This is a genomic window from Marinobacter sp. JSM 1782161, assembly GCF_011421605.1.
Classification (GTDB): domain Bacteria; phylum Pseudomonadota; class Gammaproteobacteria; order Pseudomonadales; family Oleiphilaceae; genus Marinobacter_A; species Marinobacter_A bohaiensis.
On the sequence record NZ_WSSA01000005.1, the window covers coordinates 1 to 25726 of the forward strand.

A 25726-nucleotide genomic window follows, 5' to 3' on the forward strand; every position below is an offset into this window, starting at 1 on the left:
CGCTTCTCAACCTTGTCAACCGTTATTTTTCAGCGTTTTCGATGCTTCCGAAACCGCCGAATCGTTGCCGGCTGACCCGTTCAAGGTGGCGCGCATTTTACGCTGTTTCGCCACCCTGTCAACCGTTGATTTCGAGAAAATTTAAATCAAATTCTTCAAGCAAATCAGCCGGTTGCCTTTCGATTTCTGGCCCGCCTCAGTGGCGTGCCCCTCGAAAGAGATGCGCATTCTACAGACTTCTCCGAACCCGTCAACGCCTTTTTCAAAAAATCTCAAAAAAGACGGTGACGACCCAGCTCCTCTATATAGAGCGCCTCTTCTATATAGAGGAACCGGGCCATCTCTCGGCCGCTAGGCCGTGATGCGCACCCGGGCAATCTTCTTTTTGCCCGCCTGGATGACCACATCGTCCCCGGCCACGAACATCCGCTCGTCTTTCAGTTGCTCGCCATTCACGTAGACGGCACCACGCGCGAAGACATCCTTGGCGGCCTTCCCATTCTGGGCCAACCCCGCTTCCTTGAGCAGGGACACGATATGAACTTCCGAACGATCGCCCAACGCCACATCCACTTCCGGCACGTTATCGGGAATCTCGCCCAAGGCGACCTGGTTGCCTGCCGACTTGTGCGCATTCCGCGCCGCCTCCTCGTCATGGAAGCGGGTAATGATTTCCTCAGCCAGCAAGCGCTTGTATTCCTGAGGGTTGCCGCCCTGCTCGACGGCCTTGCGAAACTCTTCGACCTCACTCATCGGCCGGAAGCTGAGCAGCTCGAAGTAACGCCACATCAGCGCATCGGGAATCGACAGCAGCTTGGTGAACATCTCCCCCGGGGAATCGGTGACGCCCACATAGTTGTTGAGAGACTTGGACATCTTCTGCACGCCATCCAGCCCTTCCAGAATCGGAACCGTCAGAATGACCTGAGGCTCCTGCCCGTAACGACTCTGGATGGTGCGCCCCATCCCCAGATTAAAGCGCTGATCGGTGCCACCCAGTTCGACATCCGCTTCCAGTGCCACCGAGTCGTAACCCTGAACCAGAGGATAGAGGAATTCGTGAATCGCAATGGACTGATTGGCATCGTAGCGTTTGGCAAAGTCATCCCGCTCAAGCATGCGCGCAACGGTGTACTGGCCGGCCAGGCGGATCATATCGGCGGACGACATCTTGCTCATCCAGTCAGAGTTGAACGCGACCGTGGTTTTTTCCGGATCCAGGATTTTGAACACCTGCTCTTTATAGGTACGGGCGTTCTCGGCCACCTGCTCGTCGGTTAGCGGGGGGCGCGTTGCACTCTTGCCGGTGGGATCGCCGATCATGCCGGTGAAGTCACCAATCAGGAAGATCACTTCATGCCCCAGATCCTGGAACTGGCGCAGCTTGTTGATCAGGACCGTGTGCCCCAGATGCAGATCCGGCGCCGTGGGATCGAAGCCGGCCTTGATCCGCAGACGACGCCCGGACTTCAATTTCTCAACCAGTTCCTCTTCCGGCAGAAGCTCATCAACGCCACGCTTGATCAGCGCGAGGGCATCGTCAATTGCGGTCATTCATCCTTCCTTCTATCTGGCAAACAACGGATTTAACAAAGCTCAACACAACGCTTCATGGCGTTACCGACAAACCTGATACAGTTCACGCTGTTTATTTTTTAGGCAAACAATAATAGGATTCAGCACTTTGGCCACGAAGCCGACGCATTATATCAGGGTCGTTTCGCTCGTGCCGGGCGCACGATAACGCCGCTGAAAAAGGTACGCATGCTTTTTAATGCTTCGGGCCTTGAACTATACTTCACGAATTATTGAACAAACCGACAGAACTTACCGACTTGCCGGGGAAAACAGGTTACCGACGTGCTTAAAAAATTTCCGAAAAAACATCTGGTCGCGCTGGGCGTCGTGGGTATCGTTACCGGCGCCAGCTTACTGATCAGTCCCAGCGAGCCGGTGGAAGCCGGACGCGTCTCGGTTGCCCTGAACATGGAGAGCGGCAAAACCGCCCCCATCCAGCCTGCGGCCGACATCCCTGATGCCAACGAGCCAACCGCGGCCAGCACGCCCTCTGGAGCCCCAGCCCCAACTGCCGACGTGGTTTCGACAACACCGCAATCCTCAACAGAACCGGTCAACCAGGCGCCGGCGTCGCCCCAAACCCGCCCGCTGCAATGGCAACGCTTCGAGATCAAGCCCGGCGACAGCCTGTCCAGCCTGTTCAGCAAGGCTGGTTTCGACGCAGCCCTGATGTACTCGGTCATCAACGGCGAGGGTGAGGCCGCCAAACTCGAGCGGCTCTACGCCGGCGAGACCATTGCCTTCGCCAGCAACGCCGACGGCGAGCTGAAAAAGGTCACACTGGAGCGCAACCGCCTGGAATCGCTGGTGATCGACAAGCAGGACGACGGTTTCCAGGGCGAGATCGTCACCCGCGAACCGGAAGCCCGCCCGGCCTATCGGCACGGGCGCATCGACGGCTCCCTCTACCTGGCCGCCCGCGACGCCGGCCTCAACGATCGCCTGACCATGGAGTTGGCCGGCATTTTCGGCTGGGACATCGACTTCGTCTACGACATCCGCAAGGGTGACCGTTTCGAGGTGCTCTATGAAGAGCTCTACCTGGACGGCGAGAAAATCGATACGGGTCGAATCCTGGCCGCCAAGTTCACCAATCGCGGCGAGGAAGTGATCGCCCTGCTCTACGACGACGCCGGGGGCAACGCCGACTATTTCACACCGGACGGCCACAGCTTGCGCAAGGCGTTCCTGCGCACCCCGATCAACGCCCGGGTCTCATCGCCGTTCAATCTACAGCGCCGGCACCCGGTACTGGACGTCGTGCGTCCGCACGAGGGCACCGACTATGCCGCCCCGCCGGGAACCCCGATCAAAGCGGCTGGCGACGGACGCATCCTGTCCGCCGGCTGGAAGGGTGGCTACGGCCGCACCGTCGTCATCCAGCATGGCGACAACATCTCCACCCTCTACGCCCACATGCGCGCGATCGGAAAGGGTATGAAGCGCGGCACCCGCGTCAAGCAGGGGCAGACCGTAGGTTACGTCGGGTCGTCAGGTATGGTCACCGGCCCGCACCTGCACTACGAATTCCGGATCAACGGCTCACCGCGCAACTCGCGAACGGTCAAGCTGCCGGACGCCTCGCCCATTCCGGAATCGGAAATGACGCAATTCAAGGCCAAGACCCAGTCGCTACTGACCGCACTCAACGAAGCCAGCGGCGAGCGCCAGATCGCCCTGGGCCCGGACAGCGAGTAACACCGCCGTGACCGCAACCGCCTACATTGGCCTGATGTCGGGAACCAGCATGGATGGCATTGACGCCGTGCTGGTTTCCTTCCCCGAAGACCGGATCCACATCCACACCACGTTCAGCCTTCCCTATTCAGATACCCTCCGCCAGCGTGTGAGCCGCGCGTCTCTCAATCACGCTACGCCGGACGAGCTGGGGGAGCTGGACCACGAGCTGGGCGACCTGTTCGCCGAGGCCGCCACCGGGGTCCTCGACAAGTCCGATTTCGACGCCGGCGAGGTTGCCGCCATCGGCAGCCACGGCCAGACCATTCGCCACCAGCCCTGGGGCGCCATGCCATTCTCCATGCAGATCGGCGACCCCAATCGCATCGCCGAGCGCACCGGCATCACTACGGTTGCCGATTTCCGGCGCCGGGACATGGCCGCCGGCGGCCAGGGGGCGCCGCTGGTTCCGGCTTTCCACCAGGCCTATTTCGCCAGCCGCCAGGAATCCCGTTGCATCGTCAACTTCGGCGGCATCGCCAACATCACCTGGTTGCCCAAGGACAAGCCGGACCAAGCCGTCGGCTTCGACACAGGGCCCGGCAATGCGCTGATCGACGCCTGGTGCCTCGACCAGACCGGCCGCCCCTACGACGAGGACGGTCACTGGGCCCGCACCGGAACCGTCAACGAGGCCCTGCTCGAGGATATGCTCAGCGACGCCTACTTCAGGCGCAAGCCACCCAAGAGCACGGGCAAGGAACGCTTCAACCAGGCCTGGATCGAGACGGTCGTGGCGCGTCACCCGGAGCTGCCAGCCCACGACATCCAGTGCACCCTGGTGGAATTGACGGTACGGTCGCTGGTCATGCAGTTACCGGCCACCGAGAACCTGAAGCTGTTCATCTGCGGCGGTGGTGCCCGTAATCGTTTCCTGATGGAGAGACTTCGGGAAGCGCTGCCCCTGGTCGACGTGGAGACGACGGCCGTGCTGGGGCTGGACCCGCAATGGGTCGAGTCCGTCGCCTTTGGCTGGCTGGCCAAACGTACCCTGGAGCAGCGGCCCGGCAACCTGCCCGCGGTTACCGGGGCCCGGGGCGCCCGTATCCTGGGTGCGATCCACCACGGCTAATCAGGGTTATCGGAAAGAGGAAGGAAGCGGCCATCCTGCGTTGCGCGAATGGCCGGGAACCGGGTCAGATGGAGAAGGAGGAGCCGCACCCGCAAGTGGTCGTGGCGTTGGGGTTCTGAACCATAAACTGGGAACCCTGCAGACCCTCCTGATAGTCCACCGTCGCGCCGATCAGGTACTGATAGCTCATTGCATCGACCAGCAGGGTAATGCCGTCCTTTTCGATGACCGTGTCATCTTCTTCCAGGGCTTCATCAAACGAGAAACCATACTGAAACCCGGAACACCCGCCACCGGTCACGAAGACACGCAGCTTCAGGTCGGGATTACCATCTTCCTCGACCAACTCGCGTACTTTCGCCACAGCGTTGTCGCTGATAAAAAACGGCGTCGCTATTTGTTCCTGAACGGCACTCAAGGTCGCCTCCTGAATATTACGTGAGCAACTACCCGGGGATTATCCAATTCCCGAGTAAAACAGTCAATTATTGAGCCGTCTCTTTATCGGCTGCGGGCGAATCGCCCGATACCCCCGAATCGTCGGCCGGACGCTCCTGACGCAGCAGCCCCACCGGTTCCTTCTGGTGAACCAGGCTGCCGTTCACCTCAGCCCCCATCGCCATCTGGATGAGGCTGTAATACACGTTCCCGGTAATGGAGGCTTTCTCGGCCAGTTCAAGGTGTTCTGACGCGTACACATCGCCATTGACGGTTCCATTGATGATCACATGCGGCGCCACGATGTCGCCATCGACGGCTCCGATCTGGGAAATCCGCAGAATGGCGTCGGCACCTTCCTCAGCGATCACCTTCCCCCGGACACGGCCGTCCACGTGCAACCCGCCGGAGAACTCGACATCACCGGCCACCGTGGTCTTGCTGGAAATCAGGGTATCGAAATGCCCTGTAGCCGGTTTCCGCGACTTCTGCTTCTTGTTACTGCCGAGCATGCTGCTACTTCTCCGTTAAAGATTGCCAATCAAACGTGCGTTCGCTCTTGGTCGCCTTGCGGCCTTCCGCCTTGGCAACCACCTGAATTTCAAGGGGCTCAAAGCCCTCCGGCAGGGTCATCACGCCCTCCACGTCCTGGAAATATCGGTAGCGGAAGCGAATGCCCAGGTTCTCGATGTCGTCGGACAGATCGCGCAACGCGATGACCTCTCGCTCGCCGCCCCGTTGTCCGACAACGTTGACCGCCACCAGGCCGGCGATGTAACTGCTGTTCTCCCCGACCTGCGTCAGCACAAGCTTGAAGCGATAACGCTCGTCGCCGCGCCGGGGTTCCAGCTCAAAGCGCTGGATCTGCAACCCCATGGCCGACTCCGACGGCGCCATGATGTTCTTGTAGAACGTCAGATCGGAATTGACCGCCACCAGCCGATCCTCAAGCCGGGAAATCGTGTGCCGCGCCTGGGTCAGTGCCTGCTGATCGATCTTTCGGCCCCGTTCCAGGTTAACCACCTGCCGCTGAAGACCCGAACGCTGCTGACGCAAATCCGCCAGCTCGCCGGTCAGGTCCTTGTCGCTCTTGGTGACATCGCTGAACCGGAAGCCGCCCTGGGCCATGCCGGCAAAGTAGCCGATCACAGCAAACAGGGCACAACAGCCCATCAGGACCAGAAAACGACGCCATTTCTGCCCGGGCTGATGCCGGACGACGATGTACTCGCCCTGTTTCTTGCGCTCGGAGCTCAAACTGTCACTCCGTTACGGCAGCAGGGCCGGTGCTTCGAGCCCGGCGGTTTCGCTCAGCCCAAACATGATGTTCATATTCTGCACGGCCTGGCCGGCCGCGCCCTTCACCAGGTTGTCGATCACCGAGGAGACAATCACAACCGGGCTGTCCTCCTGACGGTGCAACGCCATCCGGCACTGGTTGGCGCCGCGCACACTGCGCGTTTCCGGATGCGAACCGAACGGCATGACATCGACAAACGGCTCGTTGGCGTAGCGCTCTTCAAACAGCCCCTGCAGCGAATCGAAGGCGGAGGAATCGCGCAACTCGGCGTACAGCGTGGCTTCGATACCGCGCACCATGGGCAGCAGGTGCGGCACGAACGTCACCCCGACGCGACCGCCGGCCGCCAGTTCCAGGCCCTGACGGATTTCCGGCAGGTGACGGTGGCCGGAGGCCCCGTAGGCCTTGAAGCTCTCCCCCACTTCACCGTGCAGCATCCCGATCTTGCCCTGGCGCCCGGCGCCGCTGGCCCCGGACTTGGCATCCGCCACCAGGTGAGACGGATTGACCAGCTCCTTTTCGAGCAGCGGCAGGAAGCCCAACTGCACGGCGGTTGGGTAGCACCCCGGGTTGGCCACCAACTGCGCCTCGCGAATCTGCTCACGGAACACTTCCGGCAGTCCGTAGACGGCCCGCTCGGCCCAGTCGCAGGATTCGTGCGGCATGCCATACCAGTTGGCCCAGACATCGAGGTCACGGATCCGGAAATCGGCGGACAGATCCACCACCCGCGTACCGGCGGCAATCAGCCCCGGCACCATACGCATGGCAACGCCGTGCGGTGTGGCAAAGAACACCAGGTCGCAGGCCGCCAGGGCTTTTTCGTCCGGCTCGGAAAACGTCAGGTCATAATGACCGCGCAGATTGGGATAGAGATCGGCCACGGGCATGCCCGCCTCCGATCGCGACGTGATCAGGGTAACTTCCACCTCGGGGTGGACGGCCAGAATCCGCAAGAGTTCGACACCGGTGTATCCGGTTCCGCCGACAATACCCACCTTGATCAACGCCATTCCTCCTTTGCTCGTGTCAGACTGTGCAGGAATTACAGTCTAACATGATATCGATCAGGCTTTTGGCGCCCCAAGGTGGCGTAATTACAATACAATAAGCCATTGTTACCTTTGATATACCGTTTGACATACCAAGGAGCCTCCGCCCGGAGCGACATGCCCCGATCCACGGCAGATCCCGTCTCCCGAACCATAACAATCGAGATCGGGGGCTCTGAACAACAACGAGCACCCTGACGCATGATGAATCTGAAGCAACGAATCACCGGCGAGTTGATCCCCCTGTTCAGGAGGCGCTTGTCCGGGGTGGATGCGTTGCCGCAGCTGGCCATTCTTGGCCTGCTCTCCGGTATCGTTACCGGTGCCGTCATCCTGCTGTTCCGCCTGGCCATCGAGTGGCCGCTTTCCGAATTCCTGCCCAACCGGGATTCCGAAGCCTTTGAAGGGCTGGGACTTTTCGCCCGCGGCGTACTGCCGTTATCCGGCGCGGTGCTGCTGGGCTTTCTGATGTACCGACTGGCGATTTCCGATCGCAAGGTGGGCATCACCTATGTGCTGGAACGGCTGAACTACCATCAAGGCTACATTTCGCTGCGCAGCGCGGTCATCCAGTTCGTGTTCGGCGTCGGCACCGTGGTGAGCGGCCAGTCCTCGGGGCGGGAAGGGCCCGCCGTGCACCTGGGCGCAGCCTTCTCCAGCCTGCTCGGCCAGTGGATGAAACTGCCCAACAACAGCATCCGCACCCTGGTGGCCTGCGGCTCGGCAGCCGCGATCTCGGCGTCCTTCAACACGCCCATCGCGGGCGTGATCTTCGCGATGGAAGTGGTGATGATGGAGTACACCATCACCGGTTTCACCCCCGTGATCCTGGCGTCGGTGAGTTCGGCCGTGGTCAACCAGGCGGTCTACGGTTCCGCCCCCGCCTTCAGCGTACCGGCCCTGACCATGAACTCGCTTCTGGAGATTCCCTGGATCCTGGCCATCGCCCTGGTGATCGGCGTGGCCTCAGCCGGTTTTGTGCGCCTGCTGGTGATGTCGACGCGCTTCAACCATCAACCGATTTTCCTGCGCATGGTCGCCGCCGGCCTGCTCATGGTGCCCGTGGCGCTGCTCGTTCCGGAAGTCATGGGCATCGGCTATGACACGGTCAGCGCCACCATTCACGACCAGATCCCCCTGCTCCTGCTGCTTGCGATCGCTCTGACCAAGCTGGTGATCACCGCGGTGACCATCGGCCTGGGCATGCCCAGCGGGCTGATCGGCCCCACCATCTTTATCGGCGCCACGCTGGGCGGCGCCATGGGTCTGATCGGCGCCGTGGCAGCACCGGACCTGGCCTCCAGCACCGGCTTCTACGCCATGCTGGGGATGGGCGCGATGATGGGCTCGGTGCTGCAGGCACCCCTGGCGGCGCTGATGGCGCTGATCGAGCTGACCCGCAATCCCAACATCATCCTCCCCGGCATGCTGGTGATCACCGTGTCCAGCCTGGTCGCCAGCGAGGTGTTCGGCCAGCGCTCGATCTTCCTGTCGGTGCTCAAGAGCCAGGGGCTGAGCTACCAGAACTCGCCCATCATCCAGGCACTGCGCCGGGTCTCCGTGGGCGCGATCATGGAGCGCAGCATCCGGCGCACCCAGCGCCGTATCGGCCCGGCGGAGGCCCGGGAAATCCTCAAGACGGAACCGCGCTGGCTGATCATCGACGGCCAGAAAGGCCCCACCGCCCTGATGCCGGCAGTGGACCTGGCGCGCTATCTGGAGGATCATGCGGACAAGCTCGAGCCCGACCCGGAGAATCCGGAGAAAAAGCCGGAGATCGACCTGCTGGAAGTCCCGGCCAACCGGCGCGATCTGGCGCCGATTCCCTATCAGGCGACGCTGGACGAGGCCATGGGCCAGTTCAGCGACCGGCGCTGCGAGGCTCTGTACGTCCAACGCCACGCCGCGCCCATGATCCAGCGGATCATCGGGGTCGTGCTGAAGTCGGAAATCGAAAGTTACTACCAGTACCGCAAGGAATAATCCTTCATGTTGTGGGTCAAAGCCTTTCACATCATTGCGGTGGTGTGCTGGTTCGCCGCCATCTTCTACCTGCCCCGCCTGTTCGTCTATCACGCCAACTGCGAGGACCAGACCGGGCGCGAACGCTTCAAAATCATGGAGCGCAAGCTCTATCGCGGCATCGGCACACCGTCGATGATCGCCACCATCGTGCTTGGCCTTTGGCTGGTCAGCTACAGCCCATCGGCCTATTTCAGCCAGGGCTGGCTGCATGCGAAACTGGCGCTCGTAGCCGTGCTGGTGGCCTATCATCTGTATTGCGGGCACCTGGTGCGGGTGTTCCGTGACGACGCCAACCAACGCAGTCACGTATTCTATCGCTGGTTCAACGAGTTCCCGGTACTGATCCTGGTGGCCGTGGTCATCCTGGTGACGGTCAGACCCTTCTGAATACCGGGCGATACAGGTCCAAGCTATGCATCAACGTCCCCAAGTTCTCATCCTGTCCGGCCTCGACCCGTCAGGCGGCGCCGGCATCCAGGCGGATATCCAGGCGGTTACGGCGCTGGGCTGTCATCCCCTGCCGGTCCTGAGTTGCCTGACGGTCCAGGACACACGCAACGTCTACGGCGCCGAAGCGGTCGATCCGGACCTGATCCGGCGCCAGCTGGACTGCCTGGATGCGGACACCCCCATCCACGCCATCAAGACCGGCGCCCTGGGCAGCGCGGCAGTGGTCGAGGTACTGGCCGCCTTCGCCCGCAAACACGCCGCCATTCCCCTGGTGGTCGACCCCGTCATCAAGGCCGCCGGTGGCGGTGATCTCGCCGACGACGAACTGGTCGCCGCCATGAAGGCCGAACTGTTTCCACTGGCGCGTGTCATAACGCCCAACGGCATCGAGCTGGCCCAACTGGGCGGTTCCGGGGATGAGGCTTCGTCCGCCCAATCCCTGATCGACGCGGGCTGCGCGGGCGTGCTGGCGACCGGCGGCCACGGCGACGGTCCGGCCATTATCAACCGGCTGTTCCGCGCCGGTGCCCCGGTGCAGGAATGGACCATCGACCGCCACGGCGGCGAGTACCACGGCACCGGCTGCACCCTGGCGGCTGGCATCGCCGCCGGTCTGGCCCAGGGCCGGTCGCTGGAAAGCGCCATCGAGCGCTCCCAGTACCTGGTCAGTTGTGCCATCCAGCAGGCGCTACGAGTGGGTCAGGGCCAACCGGTTCCCGATCGCGGCGTGCCCCTGGTGGCGTCATGAACCGATATACCCACTGGCGGCGCGGCCTATACGCCATTACCGATCCCGGCCTGCTGCCCGGCGACAAGCTGGTGCCGGCCGTGGAAGCGGCCTTGCGCGGCGGCGTCGTATTGGTGCAGTACCGCGACAAGACCGGCAGCGACAGCGAGCGCCTGGCCCGGGCGCGGGATCTGGTCAGTGTCTGCGACAACGCGCAGGTACCCCTGCTGATCAACGACGACGCGACGCTCGCCAAGCGCGTCGGCGCCGCCGGCGCCCATCTCGGCCAGAGTGACGGTGACCTGCGGGCCGCGCGCGAAATGCTGGGACCGGAGGCGATCCTCGGTCAGACCTGCCACGCCGATCTGGAACTGGCCCGGGCCGCCCTGGAAAACGGTGCCGACTACCTGGCTTTCGGGCGCTTTTTCCCGTCGATGACCAAGCCCGGCGCACCGGCGGCCAACCCGGACATTCTGACGTCAGCCCGAACCCTTGAACGCCCGGTCAGCGCGATTGGCGGCGTCTCACTGGAGAACGCGCCGCTGCTACTGGCCCACGGCGCCGACCTGCTCGCCGTGATTGGCGGCCTGTTCGGCACCGACGACGTGGAAGCGCGCGCCCGGGCCTTTACCAATCTGTTTAACCAGACCAACGCATTCAGCCCATCGAACGAACAGGAGCCCTCCTGATGACACAGTCTGAAACCCTTTTTGAAAATGCCCGGCAATACATTCCCGGTGGCGTGAACTCACCGGTGCGGGCCTTCAAGGGCGTGGGCGGCGTTCCCCTCTTCATCAAGACCGCCAAAGGCGCGTATCTCTACGATGAGGACGACAACCGCTACATCGATTTCATCGGTTCCTGGGGGCCGATGATCCTGGGTCACCGCGACCAGCGCGTGATCGATGCCCTGCACGCCCAGATCGACGTGGGTGTGGGCTACGGCGCGCCGACCGCCATCGAGACGGCCATGGCCAAGAAGATCTGCGAGCTGGTGCCGTCCATCGACATGGTTCGCATGGTCAATTCCGGCACCGAAGCCACCATGAGCGCCGTGCGCCTGGCCCGGGGCTATACCGGTCGCGACAAGATCGTGAAGTTCGAGGGCTGCTACCATGGCCACGTGGATTCGTTGCTGGTGAAAGCCGGTTCCGGCGCCCTAACCATGGGCGTTCCGAATTCACCGGGCATTCCCGCCAGCCTGGCCGAACACACCGTGACGGTGCCTTACAACGACATCGAAAGCGTACGCAAGGTGTTTGCCGAGATGGGCGACCAGATCGCCGCCATCATCGTCGAGCCGGTGGCCGGCAACATGAACTGCATTCCGCCGATGCAGGGCTTCCTGGAAGGACTGCGCAACGTCTGCGACCAGCATGGCAGCGTGCTGATCTTTGACGAGGTGATGACCGGTTTCCGCGTCGCCCTGGGCGGCGCCCAGTCCCATTACGGCGTCACCCCGGACCTGACCGCCCTGGGCAAGGTCATCGGTGGCGGCCTGCCGGTGGGCGCGTTCGGCGGCAAGCGCGAGATCATGGAATACATCTCACCGCTGGGCCCGGTCTATCAGGCGGGCACCCTGTCCGGTAACCCGCTGGCCATGCGCGCCGGTCTGACCACGCTGGAGGCCATTTCCGAGCCCGGCTTCCACGACCAGTTGATCGAAAAGACCAACCGCCTGCGTGACGGCTTCAAGCGCGCGGCGGAGGCGGCGGACGTGCCGCTGGTGGTGCAGAGCGCCGGCGCCATGTTCGGCTTCTTCTTCACCGACCAGAACCAGGTCAACGGCTTCGACGACGTGATGCGCTGTGACGCGGAGCGTTTCGGCCAGTTCTTCCAGGGCATGCTCAAGGAGGGCGTGTATCTGGCGCCGTCCGCGTTCGAGGCCAGCTTCACCTGCGCCGCTCTCAGCGAGGAAGACATCCAGCACACCCTGGATGCGGCCGCCCGGGTCATGAAAACCCTCTGACACCCACGATTACCGGCCAGCCCATCCGGGCTGGCCGGGCTGATCCCTCACCGCCTCAATTGAGCCGAACGCTCCTCTCCAATCTCTCGGTTGTTAAGAGACCGTAACGCCGTGGAAGGAACCCTCGTAATGTCGCATGGGCTATAAGTAGCAATGTGACGTATTGCATCGCATATCCATTGCGAACACAGATGCGGACAAGCGTCGCCATAACAACACATGGAATGAGAGAGAGTATTCCAATGAATAAGAGCTTGGTTCAGGGTTTTACAGTCACAGCGCTGGCAGCGGCCCTGGCCGCCTGCGGCGGCAGTGGCAGCGGCGGTGACGATGAGGCGACGGGGACCGTTTCCGTCGGCCTGACCGACGCACCGGTCGACGACGCGCTGGAAGTCAATGTCACCGTAACCGGGGTGGTCCTCCAGCCGGCGGGCGACGGCGAACGCCGCACCTTCGAGCTGGATGAGCCGGCGTATATCAACCTGCTGGATCTTCAGAACGGAGACGTGGAAGCGCTGGTCACAGATGAAGAAGTCGTTGCCGGCGAGTACAGCTGGATGCGGCTGCAACTGGCCGAGGAAAGCATCGAAAACTTCTCGGTAGTACTGGACAACAACGGCGGTGAATACGCGCTGGGCGTTCCGTCCGGGCAGCAACGCGGACTGCAGACCTCTGGCTTCACCGTGCCGGCCGGCGGCACCGTCAACTTCACCATCGACTTTGACGTGCGTAAGTCGTTGGCCTACCGCAGCGGGCCGGGCGACTACCTGCTCCGCCCGACGCTGCGTCTGGTGGACAACGCTGAAGTTGGCACGCTCACAGGCTCGGTCGACAGCACGACGCTATCCACCGAATGCGCAGACGCATCAACATTTGCAGGCAACGTGTACATCCACAGTGGCGCCGACGTCACACCGGACGACATCGGCAGCGGGGTGGAACCGCTGACCGTAGCCCCGGTGGATGCCAGCACAGGTGAAAATACCTTCATCGCGGCTTTCCTCCCGTCCGGCGAATACACCGTCAGTTACAGCTGCGACCTGGAAACCCAGGACGCCGACGGCTTCGCGGTTGACGACGACGTGACCTTTGTCGGCACGCAGAACGCCACGGTGAACGCGGGCGAAACGACCTCCGTCGAGATTCCCGCCTCCTAAGTTCCATCCAGATTGAGTTCGCGCTCGACACCGGCGCGTACCGCCACGGAAACCGGCACCCGAAAGGACAGGGACTCGTCCACCTCCAGATCATCCCGGTCGCAGCTGTAGCTGACGGTATAGTCCCCGGCAGGCAGCAGCCCCGCATAATAGGTATAGGTCCCCGGATTGTCCGCATCGCTGACGACCGCCGTCACCATGGGCTCGGGCACACCGCCGAGGTCATTGGGCGTGACGTTCCCGCCCTCGTAGACGTACACCAGACCGGCGTAATCCTGGGGTGTATCGCATGCCGTCTGGATCAGCGTGGAGCTGTCCACCGTACCGACGATGGCGCCAACGTTATCGTTCTCGACCAGCCGCAGCGTTGGACGAAGCTCATAGTCCGCGGCGACGCCGGAGGACGCATACAGCGACCGGCGCACGTCGAAATCCAGGGTCAATGCGATGGCGTCACCCTCGTCGAGGCTGAAGTCGGCGTCCACACGCAGTCCGGACTCGAAACTGGCCGGCACCACGACCGAATAGGTGCCGCCGTCCCTGCCCTCCGCCGTATGGGCATCGCCGTCGTCGCTGAGGATCAGCCGCACCCAGTCGTAGTCATCGGCCGGCACGTCCTCGTCGTCGATCAACGTCGCCGTGGTGCCATTTTGCAGAGACAGCAGGTCAATCTCGCGTGGGGCGTCGTCGATAAACGTAACGCTGTCGTCACCGTCGGGCTTGAGCTCAACGCCCAGCACGGTCACCGTCAGGGCGGCCAGGTCATCGACGGGAGCGTCCGCCAGCGCCAGCGTCAGGCGGCCTTCGTCGTCATCGTCGTCGCTGCCGAAACTGAACCACCACTCGCAGCCGGCGAGGGACAGTGCCAGCCCGGCTACCGTCAGCCCTGCCCAGATCTGTCTGCGCATGACACCTCCCGTCCCAATACGGCCTAGCAGGCCGGAGCCCGTTACAACGCGGCGGCGCGGGCCTCAGCCTGTTCCGCTCCGGCGACGTTGCCGGAATCCCGGCGGATGTCCGCCAGCAGGTGCCAGCCGGTCCGCTGCAGCCCGGTGTCCGAGCCGGACAACGACAGCCCTTTCAGGGCAAACTGTTCCGCCGCACCCAAGCGCCCTTCCACCTTGTAAGCGTAGGCCAGCTTGAAGTAGACACGACCGGAGCGCGGCGAAATACGCTGGGCCCGCTCCAGTTGGCTGATCGCTCCGCGGGTGTCGCCCTCGGCGAGCATGGCGTCGGCTTTCTGCACCAGGCTGACGGCCGCCGGAGACAGGGCTTCGCTCTCATCCTGGTAACCCGGCGCGGGTCGGCTCGGTTCCGTGGATTCCGGTTCCGCCTCAGGCTGAGACGCCTGCGGTGTCGTGGTCGTGCCGCTGCCCGTGTCGGTGGTGGGCGGCTCCGGGGCCTGGTCGCTGCCGCCCGCGGGCACGTAGATGGGACCTCCCGGTCCGCTGGCACACCCCGCCAGCAGGGTGGCACTCAGGCAGAGACCGGTCAGCAGTCGTTTATGCATCATCAGAAAATTCCTTCAAACCAGCTCCGCACGCGATCGGTGATGTTGCCGGAGCAATTAACGGTATCGGTCGGCTCACTGCCCACGATAAAGGGCACGAAGCGGGCGTCGCTGCAGGAATCCTGAGTCAGCGCCTGCCGCTCGCCATCCACCCAGTGGTATTTCACGTCCGACGGCACAATGGGCGAGAAACCGTACTGGGGAATCTGCGCCATCACATTGGCCCAGACCGGCAGCGCACCGGTGGCCCCGGTCAGGTTGGTCGGACCGTTGTCGTCGCGCCCCACCCAGGTCACCGTCACCAGGTCGCCGCTGAAGCCGGCAAACCAGCTGTCACGCCCGTCGTTGGTGGTGCCGGTCTTGCCGGCCAGCCCCAGGTCGCTGGACAGATAACGATACGCAGAGCGGCCGGTGCCCTCACGCATCACTTCCTGCATGGCGTATTGCACCAGATGCACCGCCGCCGGATCCACCACCTGATCGACTGCCAGCCCGTATCGGGTCAGACTCTCGCCGCCGGCGGTGGTCACTTCGCGGATGGTGCGCAGCGGCGTATTGAAGCCGGAGGTGGCCAGACTCTGGTACAGCGACGCCACGTCCACCGGCGACAGGTTGACGGCCCCGAGCAACATCGAAGGATAGTCCTGGATCGGGTCGTTTACTCCCAGCTTGTGCAGGTTATCGATCACCGCATCCACGCCCACGTCGAGGCCAACGCGCACGGTCGCCAGATTATAGGACTTGGCCAGCGCCCGGTGCAGCGGGACTTGCCCGTGCGCTTCGCGCTCGTAGTTCTGTGGCTCCCAGCGACGGCCATCGTCGAACACCAGCGAGAACGGCTCGTCCTTGATCGGGGTGATCAAGGTGTACTTGTCCGGCTCACTGAGCGCGGTCAGGTAGATGAACGGTTTGATCAGCGAGCCAATGGGACGCCGGGCATCGACCGCGCGGTTGAATCCGGCAAACTTGGGATCGCGACCGCCCACCAGCGCCAGCACTTCGCCGCTGTCGCGGGACGTCACCACGGTGGCCGCTTCCAGGTCTTCCTGCCCACGCCCTTTCTCGATGTTTTCAAGGGTGCGCTCAACGGCGTTTTCCGTCACGCGCTGGATCTCGGGGTTGAGCGTGGTAAAGATCCGCAGGCCCTCGCTCTGCAGATCCTCGTCCTTGTACTCCCGCGCCAGATGGCGGCGCACCAGATCCAGGTAGGCCGGATAGCGGGCGTTGCTGTAGGACGGTTTGGCCACCAGGTCCAGCCCTTTCTGACGCGCACGGGCAATGGCGTCCGCCGGCACCTGGCCGGTATCCGCGAGCATGTCCAGCACCAGGTTGCGCCGGCGCAGCGCCCGTTCGGGATGGCGGCGCGGGTCGTAATAGCTCGGACCCTTGATGATGGCCACCAGCAGGGCCACTTCGTGCAGGTCGAGGTCGGAGAACGATTCGCCGAAATAGAACTGGCTTGCCAGCCCGAAGCCGTGAATGGAGCGTGGTCCCGCCTGCCCCAGGTACACCTCGTTGAGATAGGTCTGGAGAATCTCTTTTTTGCCGTAGTGCAGTTCCAGCAACATCGCCATGATCGCTTCGTTGCCCTTGCGCACCAGGGTCTGCTCGCGGCTGAGATAGAGGTTCTTGACCAACTGCTGGGTCAGGGTACTGCCGCCCTGCACCACGCGGCCGGCCTGGAGGTTGGCCCACATGGCGCGGGCGATGGACAGCGGCGCCACGCCCCAGTGCTCGTAGAAATCCCGGTCTTCGGTCGCCAGCAGGGCAGTCTCGAAGTAAGGCGGTGCCTGATCGAGCTGGATCAGCACCCGGTCTTCCTTGTGGGCCGGGTAGATGCCGCCGATCTGCACCGGGTCCAGCCGCACCACCGGCGAGCTTTGCCCACTGGTCACCCGGAACTGGCCCACCCGGTCATCGCTGATGGAAAAGCGCAGGCGCCGCGCCGGTTCCTTTCCGTCCGGAAACTGGAAGCGGCGGGTGTAGATTTCGAACGTGCGGCCGTTGCGGCTGTAGGTTCCCGGCTCCCGGGCCGACCGTACCGGGGTGTAGCCCAGTTGCTTGAGCTCATTACTCAGCCCGCTGGTGGTCACCGGCGCACCGTCGTAGAGTTCCAGAGGCCGCGCGTACACCCGTGACGGGATCTCCCAACGTCGTCCCTCGAACTTCGAGGTCACCACCACGTCCAGCCAGACGGTCCAGCCCGCCAGGACCACGAGTCCGACCAGGCCAACGCGCCAGCTGAAGCGCCAGAGAGTGGATTTGAAACCGCCGCCGGAGGGCTGCTTGCGCGTGTTTTTCTTCTTCGCTCGGCCGCTGGAGCGGCGCTTGGGGGATGATTTAGCCATGGCGCGCATTATAACCAGAGCGGGTTAGCCGAAGGACAGAGGTTGTGAAACCGTAATAGAACCCGGATATGCCGACCATTGGCCCGAATCCGGGTCACGCCCCTGTCATTTGCAACGTGGCGCGCTATGATAGGCGTCGGCTCACGGTGCCGGCGTTCAGCCCCGCATCCGTTAACCGAGCCCCGATCCAATGCGCCGCAACCCAATGAGCAAAGGAGACCTCCGTGAGCAGCGAGCTGATCAAGGCCCTTCAGGATCCCGCACGTTACGACCATCCGGCCAGCGGCTTCCAGGTCCTGGAAACCCATATTTCCTGGGTCATCCTGACCGGCTCCCACGCCTACAAGATCAAGAAGCCCATGGATTTCGGTTTCCTTGATTTCTCCACCCTGGAGCGCCGTCGCCACTTCTGCGAAGAGGAAGTCCGCCTCAATCGCCGCCTGGCTCCCGCACTCTATGAAGACGTGGTGGCCATCACCGGCTCACCGGAAGCCCCGGAGCTGAACGGTGCCGGCGAGCCTTTCGAGTACGCCATCCGCATGCGCCAGTTCGACCAGGCCAACCTGCTCGACGCCATCCAGGAACGCGGCGAGCTGTCCGCCGAGGCCATGAAGGACCTGGCGCGCCAGACCGCGGCCTTCCACAGGGATCTGCCGCCGGTCGCCGAGGACAAACCACTGGGCACGCCGGAAGCCGTCTACGCGGCCATGCAGGAGAACTTCGACCAGATCCGCCCGCTGCTCGACGACGCCGGCCTGCTCAAGCAGGTGGATGCCCTGGAAGGCTGGACCCGCGACACCTTCGAGCGCCTCAAGCCGCTGGTCGCCGAACGTCGTGCCAACGGGTTTGTACGTGAGTGCCACGGCGACCTGCACCTGTCGAACATCACCTATTACGAAGGCGAGATCACGGTCTTCGACTGCATCGAATTCAACGAGCCGTTCCGCTGGATCGACGTCATCAACGACCTCGCCTTCCTGCTCATGGACCTGGAGTCCCGGGGGGAATACCGCCTGGCGAACGACGTCCTCAATACATACCTGGAATACAGCGGCGACTTCGACGGCCTGCCGCTGCTGTCGCTCTACAAGGCCTATCGGGCCATGGTTCGGGCCAAGATCGCCCTGTTCACCCTGGGCAATCCGGATCTGGACGACGCCGAGAAGGCGCGCCTGCTGGACACCTATCGCAGCTACGCCGAGCTGGCGGACAGCTACGGCGCCTGCCCCAACCCCTACCTGCTGGCGACGGCCGGATTGTCAGGCAGCGGCAAGACCGTGATCAGTGGCGGCCTGGCGCGGGAACTGGACCTCATCCGGCTGCGCTCCGACGTGGAGCGCAAGCGCCTGTTCGGGCTTGATCCGCTGGCCAGCAGCCGTTCCGGTATCGGCCAGGACATGTACAGCCCCGAGGCCAACCAGCGCACCTACGACCGACTCGTCGAACTGGCATCCAGACTGCTCAGCGCCGGCCTGCCGGTGATCGTCGACGCCGCCAGCCTGCGCGTCGCCGAACGGCAGTGCTTCGCCGGCCTGGCCGAGGAGCTCGGCATGCCCTTCCTGCTGGTGGACTGCATCGCTCCGGAAGAACTGCGTCGCAAATGGGTGCGAGAGCGCGCCGCCGACGCCTCCGAAGCCACCGAGGCCCTGCTGGAAGAGCAGAAAAAGTGGGTCGAACAGTTGACCGAGGAAGAGCGCACCCACACGGTGTACGTCCATACCGAGGAAGACCGTGTCGCCGAAGGTCTCGCCGACCGGATCCGGGCGCATTTCGGCCAGCCCCTGTAACCCGGCCACCCGGCCCGGCCAGGACGTCTACACTATCGGCATGGGTTGAGTCATAGCGGAGCCATGACGACGCCATGATAGAGCCGTAACAGGAACGACCGAGGGAGCTGTCGAATGGAAGATCCAATGGAGCACGTGGTCCGGGCGATCGATCACCCGCTGTACCAGACCCTGCGCGACGAGGATGTCCCCGCGTTCAACGACGCCCGGGGCCGGGTCGACGCGCTGCCCAGTTTCGCCCACGGCGATTTCCGCGGCCTCGACCTGCGCGGGCTCGACGCCCGCGACCTGGACCTGAGCAACGCCTATTTCCGCGGTGCCGACCTGCGTGGTATCGATTTCAGCGACAGCCAACTGGAAGGCGCCAGCATTGCCGGCGCCCAGATCTCCGGGTGCCTGTTTCCGCGCGCCCTGCACGCGGACGAGATTGTGATGTCTCTGAACCACGGTACCCGCATGCGCTACAACATGATGAAGTAGGCTGCCAATGGGGGACACTGGCACCATCGAACTGGACGACGATCTGGCGGATAACGAGTGCCGCCAGTTCACCCTGCCCGATGACAGCAGCGGCTTCGTCATCCGCCACCGCGGGCACGTCTACGCCTACCGCAACCTTTGCCCGCACCTGGGCATCGAGCTGAACTGGCTGCCCGACCAGTTCATGGATCCCGACCACTGCTTCATCCAGTGCGCCAACCACGGCGCGCTGTTCACCGTGGACGACGGCCACTGCATCGCCGGCCCCTGCGCCGGTGACCAGCTAATTCCCCTGGCGCTGGAGCGCAACAGGGGCCGCCTGATCATCCGGGTTTAATCCAGGATCACCGGCAGCGGCGAGGCCAGGGCCAGACTCACCGGGCTCAGTTCGGCCCGCCAGGCCAGCACCTCCACACCCGCGGCCACGGCCTCACGCAGCAGACGTCCGTACTCCGGATCGATATGGTCCGCCGGCGCCACCGATGCCACGCCCGTGTGATTGACGCAGAAAAACAGGACCGCGCGCTCGCCAGCCGCGGCCTGGGCCATCAGCTCGCGCAGGTGCTTCTGACCGCGGGTGGTCACCGCGTCCGGGAAATAGCCGCGTCCCGCCTCGCCGAGCGTGACGTTCTTGACCTCCACCCAGGCGTCGGCATGCTCCGGGTGACCGGACAGGTGCAGGTCAATGCGACTCTTCTCCGCCCCGTAACGCACCTCGCTGCGCAGGCGGGCATAACCGCCCAGCGCCGGGATCAGCCCTGCCTCGATGGCGGACCGGACCTGGCGGTTGGGCCGCGCGGTGTTGATCAGCGCCAGCTCGCCCGGCGCCGTCTCGACCAGCTCCCAGGTGTACTTGAGCTTGCGTTTGGGGTCCTGGCTCTCGCTCAGCCAGACGCGGGCGTCGGGCGGCTGACAGCCCAGCATCGAGCCGGTGTTGGGGCAGTGGGCCGTCACTTCCGAGCCATCCGACAGCACCACATCAGCCAGGAAACGCTTGTAACGCCTGATCAGACGCCCCTCGATCAGCGGCGACGGGAATTCCATAGGACATCCTCCAACAGTTTGCTCTCCATCAACCGCGGCAGGAACCGGAACAGTCGCGCCGCGGGAAGGCCAGCGCCGGCCATGCGGGTTGAGAATCAGGGCGCTATGGTAGCGATTCCGGGGCTTTGCGGCACCCGCACCGGGCGACTTTTGCAGGACTAGCGCGACTCAGGTGAATCTGCTATTTTCCGCAGATTCGTTCAGTCCCGCCGCCACGCCTGCAGCCGGGGCAACGCCGGCAAGCGCAACGGCAATCATGCTACGCTTACAGGTCAGGCAACGCCGGTTCAGGGCAGGTATCCATGACGGGAAAGACCGGAGAGACACACGGTTAATAGACGGATAAACAGTGACAGGAATCCGAGGCAGTCGCCAGACTGGCGGTTGTCATGCCCTATAGGTCAGGTCTCCAGAACCACAGCATGGCTGGAGCCTCCTTGGAGTATAAGATAGAGGCTGGTTTCTATGCCGAACACCGAAGAAAAAGCCCGCGAGCGGTTTACCAACTTCACGCCCTATGAAATGAAGAAGGGCGAGGAGTACATGAGCGACGACATGCTGGAGCATTTCCGCCAGCTGTTGCTCAAGTGGAAACAGGAGCTGATGGAGGAAGTGGACCGCACCATGCATCACATGCAGGAAGATGCGGCCAACTACGCCGACCCCAGCGACCGGGCGACTCAGGAAGAGGAATTCAGTCTGGAGCTGCGCACCCGCGACCGCGAGCGCAAGCTGATCAAGAAGATCGACCAGACCATCGATCGTATCGACAAGGACGATTACGGATTCTGCGACCAGTGCGGCGTTGAGATCGGCACCCGCCGTCTTGAGGCGCGTCCGACGGCAACGCTCTGCATCGACTGCAAGACGCTGGCGGAAATCCGCGAGCGTCAGACCGGGATCTGATCCCGCCGGGATCGGATGCGGCCCCGGGCGACCAGTGCGCCCGGGCATTGCCCACTGATGACTTCGATCTATCGGGGCCGGTTCGCGCCATCGCCAACCGGTCCGCTTCATTTTGGCTCCCTGGTCACCGGCCTGGCGAGCTACCTCGACGCCCGCAGCCGCGGAGGCTCCTGGCTGGTGCGCATCGAGGATCTCGACCCCCTGCGTGAACCCGCTGACGCCAGCGACCGTATCCTCGCCAGCCTGGAAGCCCACGCCCTGCGCTGGGACGAATCCGTGCGCTTCCAGTCCAGACGCCACGACGCCTACGCCGATACCATCAGGCAACTGCTCGAGCAGCGGGTGGCCTACCGCTGCACCTGTTCGCGCAAGGAACTGGCCGCCAACGCCGGACACCATCCCAACCTCTGCCGTGAACGCACGTCGGTGCCCTCAACGCCTTATGCGGTGCGCCTCAGGCTGGACGACAGCACCGTCGGCTGGATGGACCGACACATGGGCCCGCAGGCCCAGGTACTCAAGGCCGAACGCGACGATCCGGTGCTGCAGCGCAAGGAAGGTTTCTACGCCTATCAGTTGGCGGTGGTGGTGGACGACATCGACCAGGGCATCACCGACATCGTGCGCGGTTCCGATCTGCTCGACACCACCGGCGCCCAGATCCGTCTGTACGACCTGCTCCGTGCGCCGCAACCGCACTACCTGCACATTCCGGTGATCGTCAACGCCGACGGCCAGAAGCTGAGCAAGCAGACCCATGCGCCCGCCCTGGACGACCACCGGCCCGGTGCGAACCTGCTGCAAGCCCTGCGCGCCCTGGGCCAGAGGCCGCCGGACGAGCTCCCGGCGAACGAGCCTGACGCCATCCTCGAGTGGGCCGTCGCGCACTGGTCACCCGCTGACCTGCCGGCGGACTGCGGCACCGCTCCGGCCTGACACCCCAAGAGGTTACGTGGTATAACCGGTGCTTCAGTCACAGCAGGGAACGACATTCGATGTACATCTACCGCCTCGTCTTTCTGCTCGTACTGGCCGTCTATATCTTTTCACCGAATATCCTGGACTGGTGGATCCAGCCCGGCAGTGCGTGGTACAGCCCGTTCATTGCCTGGGCCGGACTGATTGCCGTGGGATTCTGGCTTGAGTGGCGACGCGATCCCAATGAGTTTTAGCCTGACCACGCTGATCCTGGTCAGCCTGGCCTACCTGTCCCTGCTGTTCGGCGTTGCCCACATCACCGAGCGCGGTCTGCTACCGGCGCGCTGGGTGCGCCATCCGCTGGTCTACGTCCTCAGCCTGGGCGTGTACGCCGGCATCTGGTCGATCTACGGCTCCGTGGGCATGGCCAGCGTCTTCGGATTCGGTTACCTGGCCTACTACATCGGCATCAGCGGCGCCTTCCTGCTGGCCCCGGTGCTGCTCAACCCCATCCTGCGCATCGGCCGCAGCTACCAGTTGACGTCCCTGGCGGACCTGTTCGCCTTCCGCTATCGCAGCCAGTGGGCCGGCACGCTGGTGACGCTGCTGTCGGGCGCGGCCATCCTGTCGCTGCTGAGCATGCAGATCAAAGCGGTGGCCGACACCGCCTCCCTGCTGGCCCCCGACGCCTCACCACGCCTGACCGGTTTCCTGTTTGCCCTGGCCATGGTGCTGTTTACCGTCCTGTTCGGCGCACGGCGGGAGCAGGGCAAGGAGAGTCACCAGGGACTGGTGGTGGCCATCGCCTTCGACTCCCTGGTCAAGCTGGTGGCGATGCTGGTGCTGGGCGGCGTCCTGCTGTACGGGGTGTTCGGCGGCTTCAAGGGGCTGGAAGTCTGGCTCGACTACAACGTCACCCTGTCGCGGCCGTTCGGCATACAGCTTGATGACGGCAGCTGGCGCGCACTGATGCTGATGTCCTTCGCCGGCGCGCTGGTACTGCCGCACATGTACCACATGATCTTCAGCGAGAATCCCAGCGCCCGGGGTCTGGCCAAGGCCAGTTGGGGGCTGCCGCTGTACCTGTTGCTGCTGGCCCTGCCGGTGCCGCTGATCCTGTGGGGCGGCCAGGCGCTGGAAGCGCCCACCGAGCCCAGCTATTTTGCCATCGGCGCCGCCTACATCCTCGATCATCCGGTGCTCACCCTGGGCATGTACATCGCCGGCCTGTCCGCCGCCAGTGGCCTGGTGATCGTCAGCACCCTGGCTCTCGCCGGCATGGTGCTCAACCACGTTGTGCTGCCCATCCGCCCACCGCGCGAGCGGGACAACATCTACCGCTGGCTGCGCTGGGTCAAGCGCATCCTGGTCGCGGTCATCATCTTCGGCGCGCTGGTGTTCTACGAATGGGTCGGCTCACGGCTGGATTTCGCCGTGCTGGGGATGCTGGCGCTGGCCGGCGCCCTGCAACTGTTACCCGGCGCTCTGGGCGTCATCTACTGGCCGGAAGGCAACCGCAAGGGGCTGATTGCGGGCCTGATCGCCGGCTCGCTGGTGTGGGTCGCCACGCTGGTCGCGCCCTTCTCCTACGGTGGCGACCTGCTGACCTGGCTGGGTCTGCCCCGCATCAGCGTCGTCAACGCCCACATTTTCACCTTCGCCAGCCTCACGCTGAACGTCTGCGTCTTCGCCCTGGTCTCGCTGCTGACCGACACCTCGAACGAGGAGGACAGCGCCGCCCAGTCCTGCTCCCTCGGCGCCCTGTCCCGGCCGCAGCGGCGCGAGCTGTTGTCCGGCTCGTCGGAGGAGTTCAAGCACCAGCTGGCCACGCCGCTGGGCATGGCGGTGGCGGAACGGGAAGTGGGCCGGGCGCTGCACCAGCTGCGACTGCCCAACGTGGAGTATCGCCCCTACCAGTTGCGCCGCCTGCGTGACCAGATCGAAGTCAATCTGTCCGGCCTGATGGGGCCGTCGGTGGCGCGGGACATCGTGAAACACCATCTGGGTTTCAAACCCCAGGCCACCGGACGCTCCAGCCAGGACATCCACTACATCGAGAAGGCACTGGGCGATTACCAGAGCCAGTTGACCGGCTTGGCGGGGGAGCTGGACAACCTGCGCCGCCACTACCGCCAGACCCTGCAGAACCTGCCCATCGCCGCCTGTTCCATCGGCGACGACGGCGAGATCCTGATGTGGAACCACGCCATGGAGGACGTCACCGGCATCGTCGCCGAAGACGTGGTGGGCGCGCGCCTGACCGCCCTGCCCGACCAGTGGCAGGAGCTGCTGGAGGATTTCGTCAGCGGCGAGGAGCTGCATCGCTACAAGTACCGGCTCGACATGCGCGGCCGGCCCCGCTGGTTCAACCTGCACAAGTCAACGCTCAGCGGACCGGATCACCCGGAGGGCGGCAGCATCGTGCTGGTGGAAGACCAGACCGAGACGCGCCTGCTGGAAGACGAACTGATGCACAGCGAACGACTGGCCTCGGTGGGGCGCCTGGCCGCCGGTGTGGCCCATGAGGTCGGCAACCCGGTGACCGGGATTTCATCGCTGGCCCAGAACCTCAAGCTGGAAACCGACAACCCGGACATTCTCGACACCGCCGACCAGATCCAGCAGCAGACCCGGCGCATTTCGCGCATCCTGCAGTCACTGATGAACTTCGCCCGGGCCGGCAACCACACGCCGGCCAACCGCTACGAACCGGTGGAGCTACGCCGCTGCATCGACGAATCCATCAACCTGGTTTCCCTCAGTGGCAAGGGACGCAGCCTGAGCTTCGTCAACGACTGCCAGCCGGAGCTGCAAGTGCTGGGAGACGAGCAACGCCTGGTTCAGGTCTTCGTCAACCTGCTGGCCAATGCCCGGGACGCCTCGCCGGAAGGCGGTCTCATCCGCATCAGTGGAAAGCAGGAAGCCTACTCCGCTATCATCGAAGTCGTCGACGAGGGTACAGGCATCCCGGCCGACCAGCTCGATCATGTCTTTGAGCCGTTCTACACGACCAAGGCCCCCAACCAGGGCACGGGGCTCGGACTGTCGCTGGTGTACAGCATCGTCGAAGAGCATTACGGTCACATCCAGGTAGAAAGTCCGGTCGAGAGTCCGGTAGAACGTCGGGCGGACAGCCCGGAGACGGACGGACGAGGCGAAGGCACATGCGTCCGTCTCAACCTGCCGGCCTTCGAAGCCGAAACAGACACCCTGCAAGATTGACAGAAG

General features: G+C 63.6%; 24 protein-coding genes. 15 read left to right on the forward strand and 9 right to left on the reverse strand.

What is annotated here, in order from left to right:
• Positions 1 to 351 precede the first annotated feature (351 nt).
• Positions 352 to 1554 carry a tyrosine--tRNA ligase gene (tyrS, locus tag GQB00_RS19165; protein WP_111497951.1) on the reverse strand — a complete coding sequence of 401 codons (1203 nt, stop codon included), beginning with the start codon at positions 1552 to 1554 and terminating at the stop codon, positions 352 to 354.
• A gap of 306 nt (positions 1555 to 1860) precedes the next feature.
• Here tyrS and GQB00_RS19170 point away from each other — a divergent pair, with 306 nt between their 5' ends.
• Both GQB00_RS19170 and GQB00_RS19175 read left to right on the forward strand, forming a co-directional pair.
• Positions 1861 to 3276: an OapA family protein gene (locus GQB00_RS19170; protein WP_323127310.1), complete on the forward strand. Its 1416-nt coding sequence runs from the start codon at positions 1861 to 1863 to the stop codon at positions 3274 to 3276.
• A gap of 7 nt (positions 3277 to 3283) precedes the next feature.
• Positions 3284 to 4387 carry an anhydro-N-acetylmuramic acid kinase gene (locus tag GQB00_RS19175; RefSeq protein WP_165857475.1) on the forward strand — a complete coding sequence of 368 codons (1104 nt, stop codon included), beginning with the start codon at positions 3284 to 3286 and terminating at the stop codon, positions 4385 to 4387.
• A 64-nt stretch (positions 4388 to 4451) separates the two neighbouring features.
• On the opposite strand, the gene erpA is transcribed toward GQB00_RS19175, so the two are convergent.
• From erpA to argC, 4 genes are all read right to left on the reverse strand, one after another.
• Positions 4452 to 4805, reverse strand: coding sequence for an iron-sulfur cluster insertion protein ErpA (gene erpA, locus GQB00_RS19180; protein ID WP_111497953.1), 354 nt, complete (start codon positions 4803 to 4805; stop codon positions 4452 to 4454).
• A gap of 67 nt (positions 4806 to 4872) precedes the next feature.
• Positions 4873 to 5337, reverse strand: a complete 465-nt coding sequence (locus tag GQB00_RS19185; protein WP_111497954.1) for a bactofilin family protein — start codon at positions 5335 to 5337, stop codon at positions 4873 to 4875.
• A gap of 4 nt (positions 5338 to 5341) precedes the next feature.
• Positions 5342 to 6082 (reverse strand): DUF6776 family protein, encoded by a 741-nt coding sequence (locus GQB00_RS19190; protein ID WP_111497955.1) that lies wholly within the window; start codon positions 6080 to 6082, stop codon positions 5342 to 5344.
• 12 nt (positions 6083 to 6094) lie between these two features.
• Positions 6095 to 7132, reverse strand: coding sequence for an N-acetyl-gamma-glutamyl-phosphate reductase (argC, locus tag GQB00_RS19195; RefSeq protein ID WP_165857614.1), 1038 nt, complete (start codon positions 7130 to 7132; stop codon positions 6095 to 6097).
• 246 nt (positions 7133 to 7378) lie between these two features.
• Between argC and GQB00_RS19200 the strand changes: the two genes are divergently transcribed.
• The 6 genes from GQB00_RS19200 (at position 7379) to GQB00_RS19225 (ending at position 13505) form a co-directional block, all read left to right on the forward strand.
• The gene (locus GQB00_RS19200) at positions 7379 to 9160 is read left to right on the forward strand and encodes a chloride channel protein (RefSeq protein WP_111497956.1); all 1782 of its coding nucleotides are present in this window, start codon (positions 7379 to 7381) and stop codon (positions 9158 to 9160) included.
• 6 nt (positions 9161 to 9166) lie between these two features.
• On the forward strand, positions 9167 to 9589 hold the full coding sequence (gene hemJ / locus GQB00_RS19205; protein ID WP_165857476.1) for a protoporphyrinogen oxidase HemJ: 423 nt from the start codon (positions 9167 to 9169) through the stop codon (positions 9587 to 9589).
• Between the two features lie 25 nt (positions 9590 to 9614).
• Positions 9615 to 10400: a bifunctional hydroxymethylpyrimidine kinase/phosphomethylpyrimidine kinase gene (thiD, locus tag GQB00_RS19210; protein WP_165857477.1), complete on the forward strand. Its 786-nt coding sequence runs from the start codon at positions 9615 to 9617 to the stop codon at positions 10398 to 10400.
• The gene (gene thiE / locus GQB00_RS19215) at positions 10397 to 11068 is read left to right on the forward strand and encodes a thiamine phosphate synthase (RefSeq protein ID WP_165857478.1); all 672 of its coding nucleotides are present in this window, start codon (positions 10397 to 10399) and stop codon (positions 11066 to 11068) included. The genes thiD and thiE overlap by 4 nt, the downstream gene beginning before the upstream one ends.
• Positions 11068 to 12348 carry a glutamate-1-semialdehyde 2,1-aminomutase gene (gene hemL, locus GQB00_RS19220; RefSeq protein WP_165857479.1) on the forward strand — a complete coding sequence of 427 codons (1281 nt, stop codon included), beginning with the start codon at positions 11068 to 11070 and terminating at the stop codon, positions 12346 to 12348. The genes thiE and hemL overlap by 1 nt, the downstream gene beginning before the upstream one ends.
• Before the next feature lie 242 nt (positions 12349 to 12590).
• Positions 12591 to 13505, forward strand: coding sequence for a DUF4382 domain-containing protein (locus GQB00_RS19225; RefSeq protein WP_165857480.1), 915 nt, complete (start codon positions 12591 to 12593; stop codon positions 13503 to 13505).
• On the opposite strand, the gene GQB00_RS19230 is transcribed toward GQB00_RS19225, so the two are convergent.
• Genes GQB00_RS19230 through mrcB form a run of 3 tightly spaced genes read right to left on the reverse strand, consistent with a single transcriptional unit; the run spans position 13502 to position 17363 of the window.
• Positions 13502 to 14413 carry a DUF4382 domain-containing protein gene (locus tag GQB00_RS19230; protein WP_165857481.1) on the reverse strand — a complete coding sequence of 304 codons (912 nt, stop codon included), beginning with the start codon at positions 14411 to 14413 and terminating at the stop codon, positions 13502 to 13504. The two genes, GQB00_RS19225 and GQB00_RS19230, sit on opposite strands and share 4 nt — an antisense overlap.
• A 41-nt stretch (positions 14414 to 14454) precedes the next feature.
• On the reverse strand, positions 14455 to 15015 hold the full coding sequence (locus GQB00_RS19235) for a hypothetical protein (protein WP_111498152.1): 561 nt from the start codon (positions 15013 to 15015) through the stop codon (positions 14455 to 14457).
• Positions 15016 to 15017: 2 nt separating this feature from the next.
• Positions 15018 to 17363, reverse strand: a complete 2346-nt coding sequence (gene mrcB, locus GQB00_RS19240; protein ID WP_228276951.1) for a penicillin-binding protein 1B — start codon at positions 17361 to 17363, stop codon at positions 15018 to 15020.
• A 224-nt stretch (positions 17364 to 17587) separates the two neighbouring features.
• On the opposite strand from mrcB, the gene GQB00_RS19245 reads away from it, so the two are divergent.
• The 3 genes from GQB00_RS19245 (at position 17588) to GQB00_RS19255 (ending at position 19967) form a co-directional block, all read left to right on the forward strand.
• The gene (locus GQB00_RS19245; RefSeq protein WP_165857483.1) at positions 17588 to 19150 is read left to right on the forward strand and encodes an AAA family ATPase; all 1563 of its coding nucleotides are present in this window, start codon (positions 17588 to 17590) and stop codon (positions 19148 to 19150) included.
• A gap of 114 nt (positions 19151 to 19264) precedes the next feature.
• Positions 19265 to 19630 (forward strand): pentapeptide repeat-containing protein, encoded by a 366-nt coding sequence (locus GQB00_RS19250; protein WP_165857484.1) that lies wholly within the window; start codon positions 19265 to 19267, stop codon positions 19628 to 19630.
• Between the two features lie 7 nt (positions 19631 to 19637).
• Complete coding sequence (locus tag GQB00_RS19255) at positions 19638 to 19967, forward strand: Rieske (2Fe-2S) protein (protein WP_165857485.1); 330 nt, start codon at positions 19638 to 19640, stop codon at positions 19965 to 19967.
• On the opposite strand, the gene sfsA is transcribed toward GQB00_RS19255, so the two are convergent.
• A complete protein-coding gene (gene sfsA / locus GQB00_RS19260; protein ID WP_165857486.1) occupies positions 19964 to 20674 on the reverse strand; it encodes a DNA/RNA nuclease SfsA in 711 nt (236 codons plus the stop codon). The two genes, GQB00_RS19255 and sfsA, sit on opposite strands and share 4 nt — an antisense overlap.
• A gap of 465 nt (positions 20675 to 21139) precedes the next feature.
• Here sfsA and dksA point away from each other — a divergent pair, with 465 nt between their 5' ends.
• Genes dksA through GQB00_RS19280 form a run of 4 tightly spaced genes read left to right on the forward strand, consistent with a single transcriptional unit; the run spans position 21140 to position 25720 of the window.
• On the forward strand, positions 21140 to 21580 hold the full coding sequence (gene dksA / locus GQB00_RS19265) for an RNA polymerase-binding protein DksA (RefSeq protein WP_111497968.1): 441 nt from the start codon (positions 21140 to 21142) through the stop codon (positions 21578 to 21580).
• A gap of 57 nt (positions 21581 to 21637) precedes the next feature.
• Positions 21638 to 22516 (forward strand): tRNA glutamyl-Q(34) synthetase GluQRS, encoded by an 879-nt coding sequence (gene gluQRS, locus GQB00_RS19270; RefSeq protein ID WP_165857487.1) that lies wholly within the window; start codon positions 21638 to 21640, stop codon positions 22514 to 22516.
• Positions 22517 to 22575: 59 nt separating this feature from the next.
• Positions 22576 to 22752 carry a hypothetical protein gene (locus GQB00_RS19275; RefSeq protein WP_165857488.1) on the forward strand — a complete coding sequence of 59 codons (177 nt, stop codon included), beginning with the start codon at positions 22576 to 22578 and terminating at the stop codon, positions 22750 to 22752.
• A complete protein-coding gene (locus tag GQB00_RS19280; protein ID WP_165857489.1) occupies positions 22742 to 25720 on the forward strand; it encodes an ATP-binding protein in 2979 nt (992 codons plus the stop codon). The genes GQB00_RS19275 and GQB00_RS19280 overlap by 11 nt, the downstream gene beginning before the upstream one ends.
• The last annotated feature ends 6 nt before the right edge of the window (positions 25721 to 25726 follow it).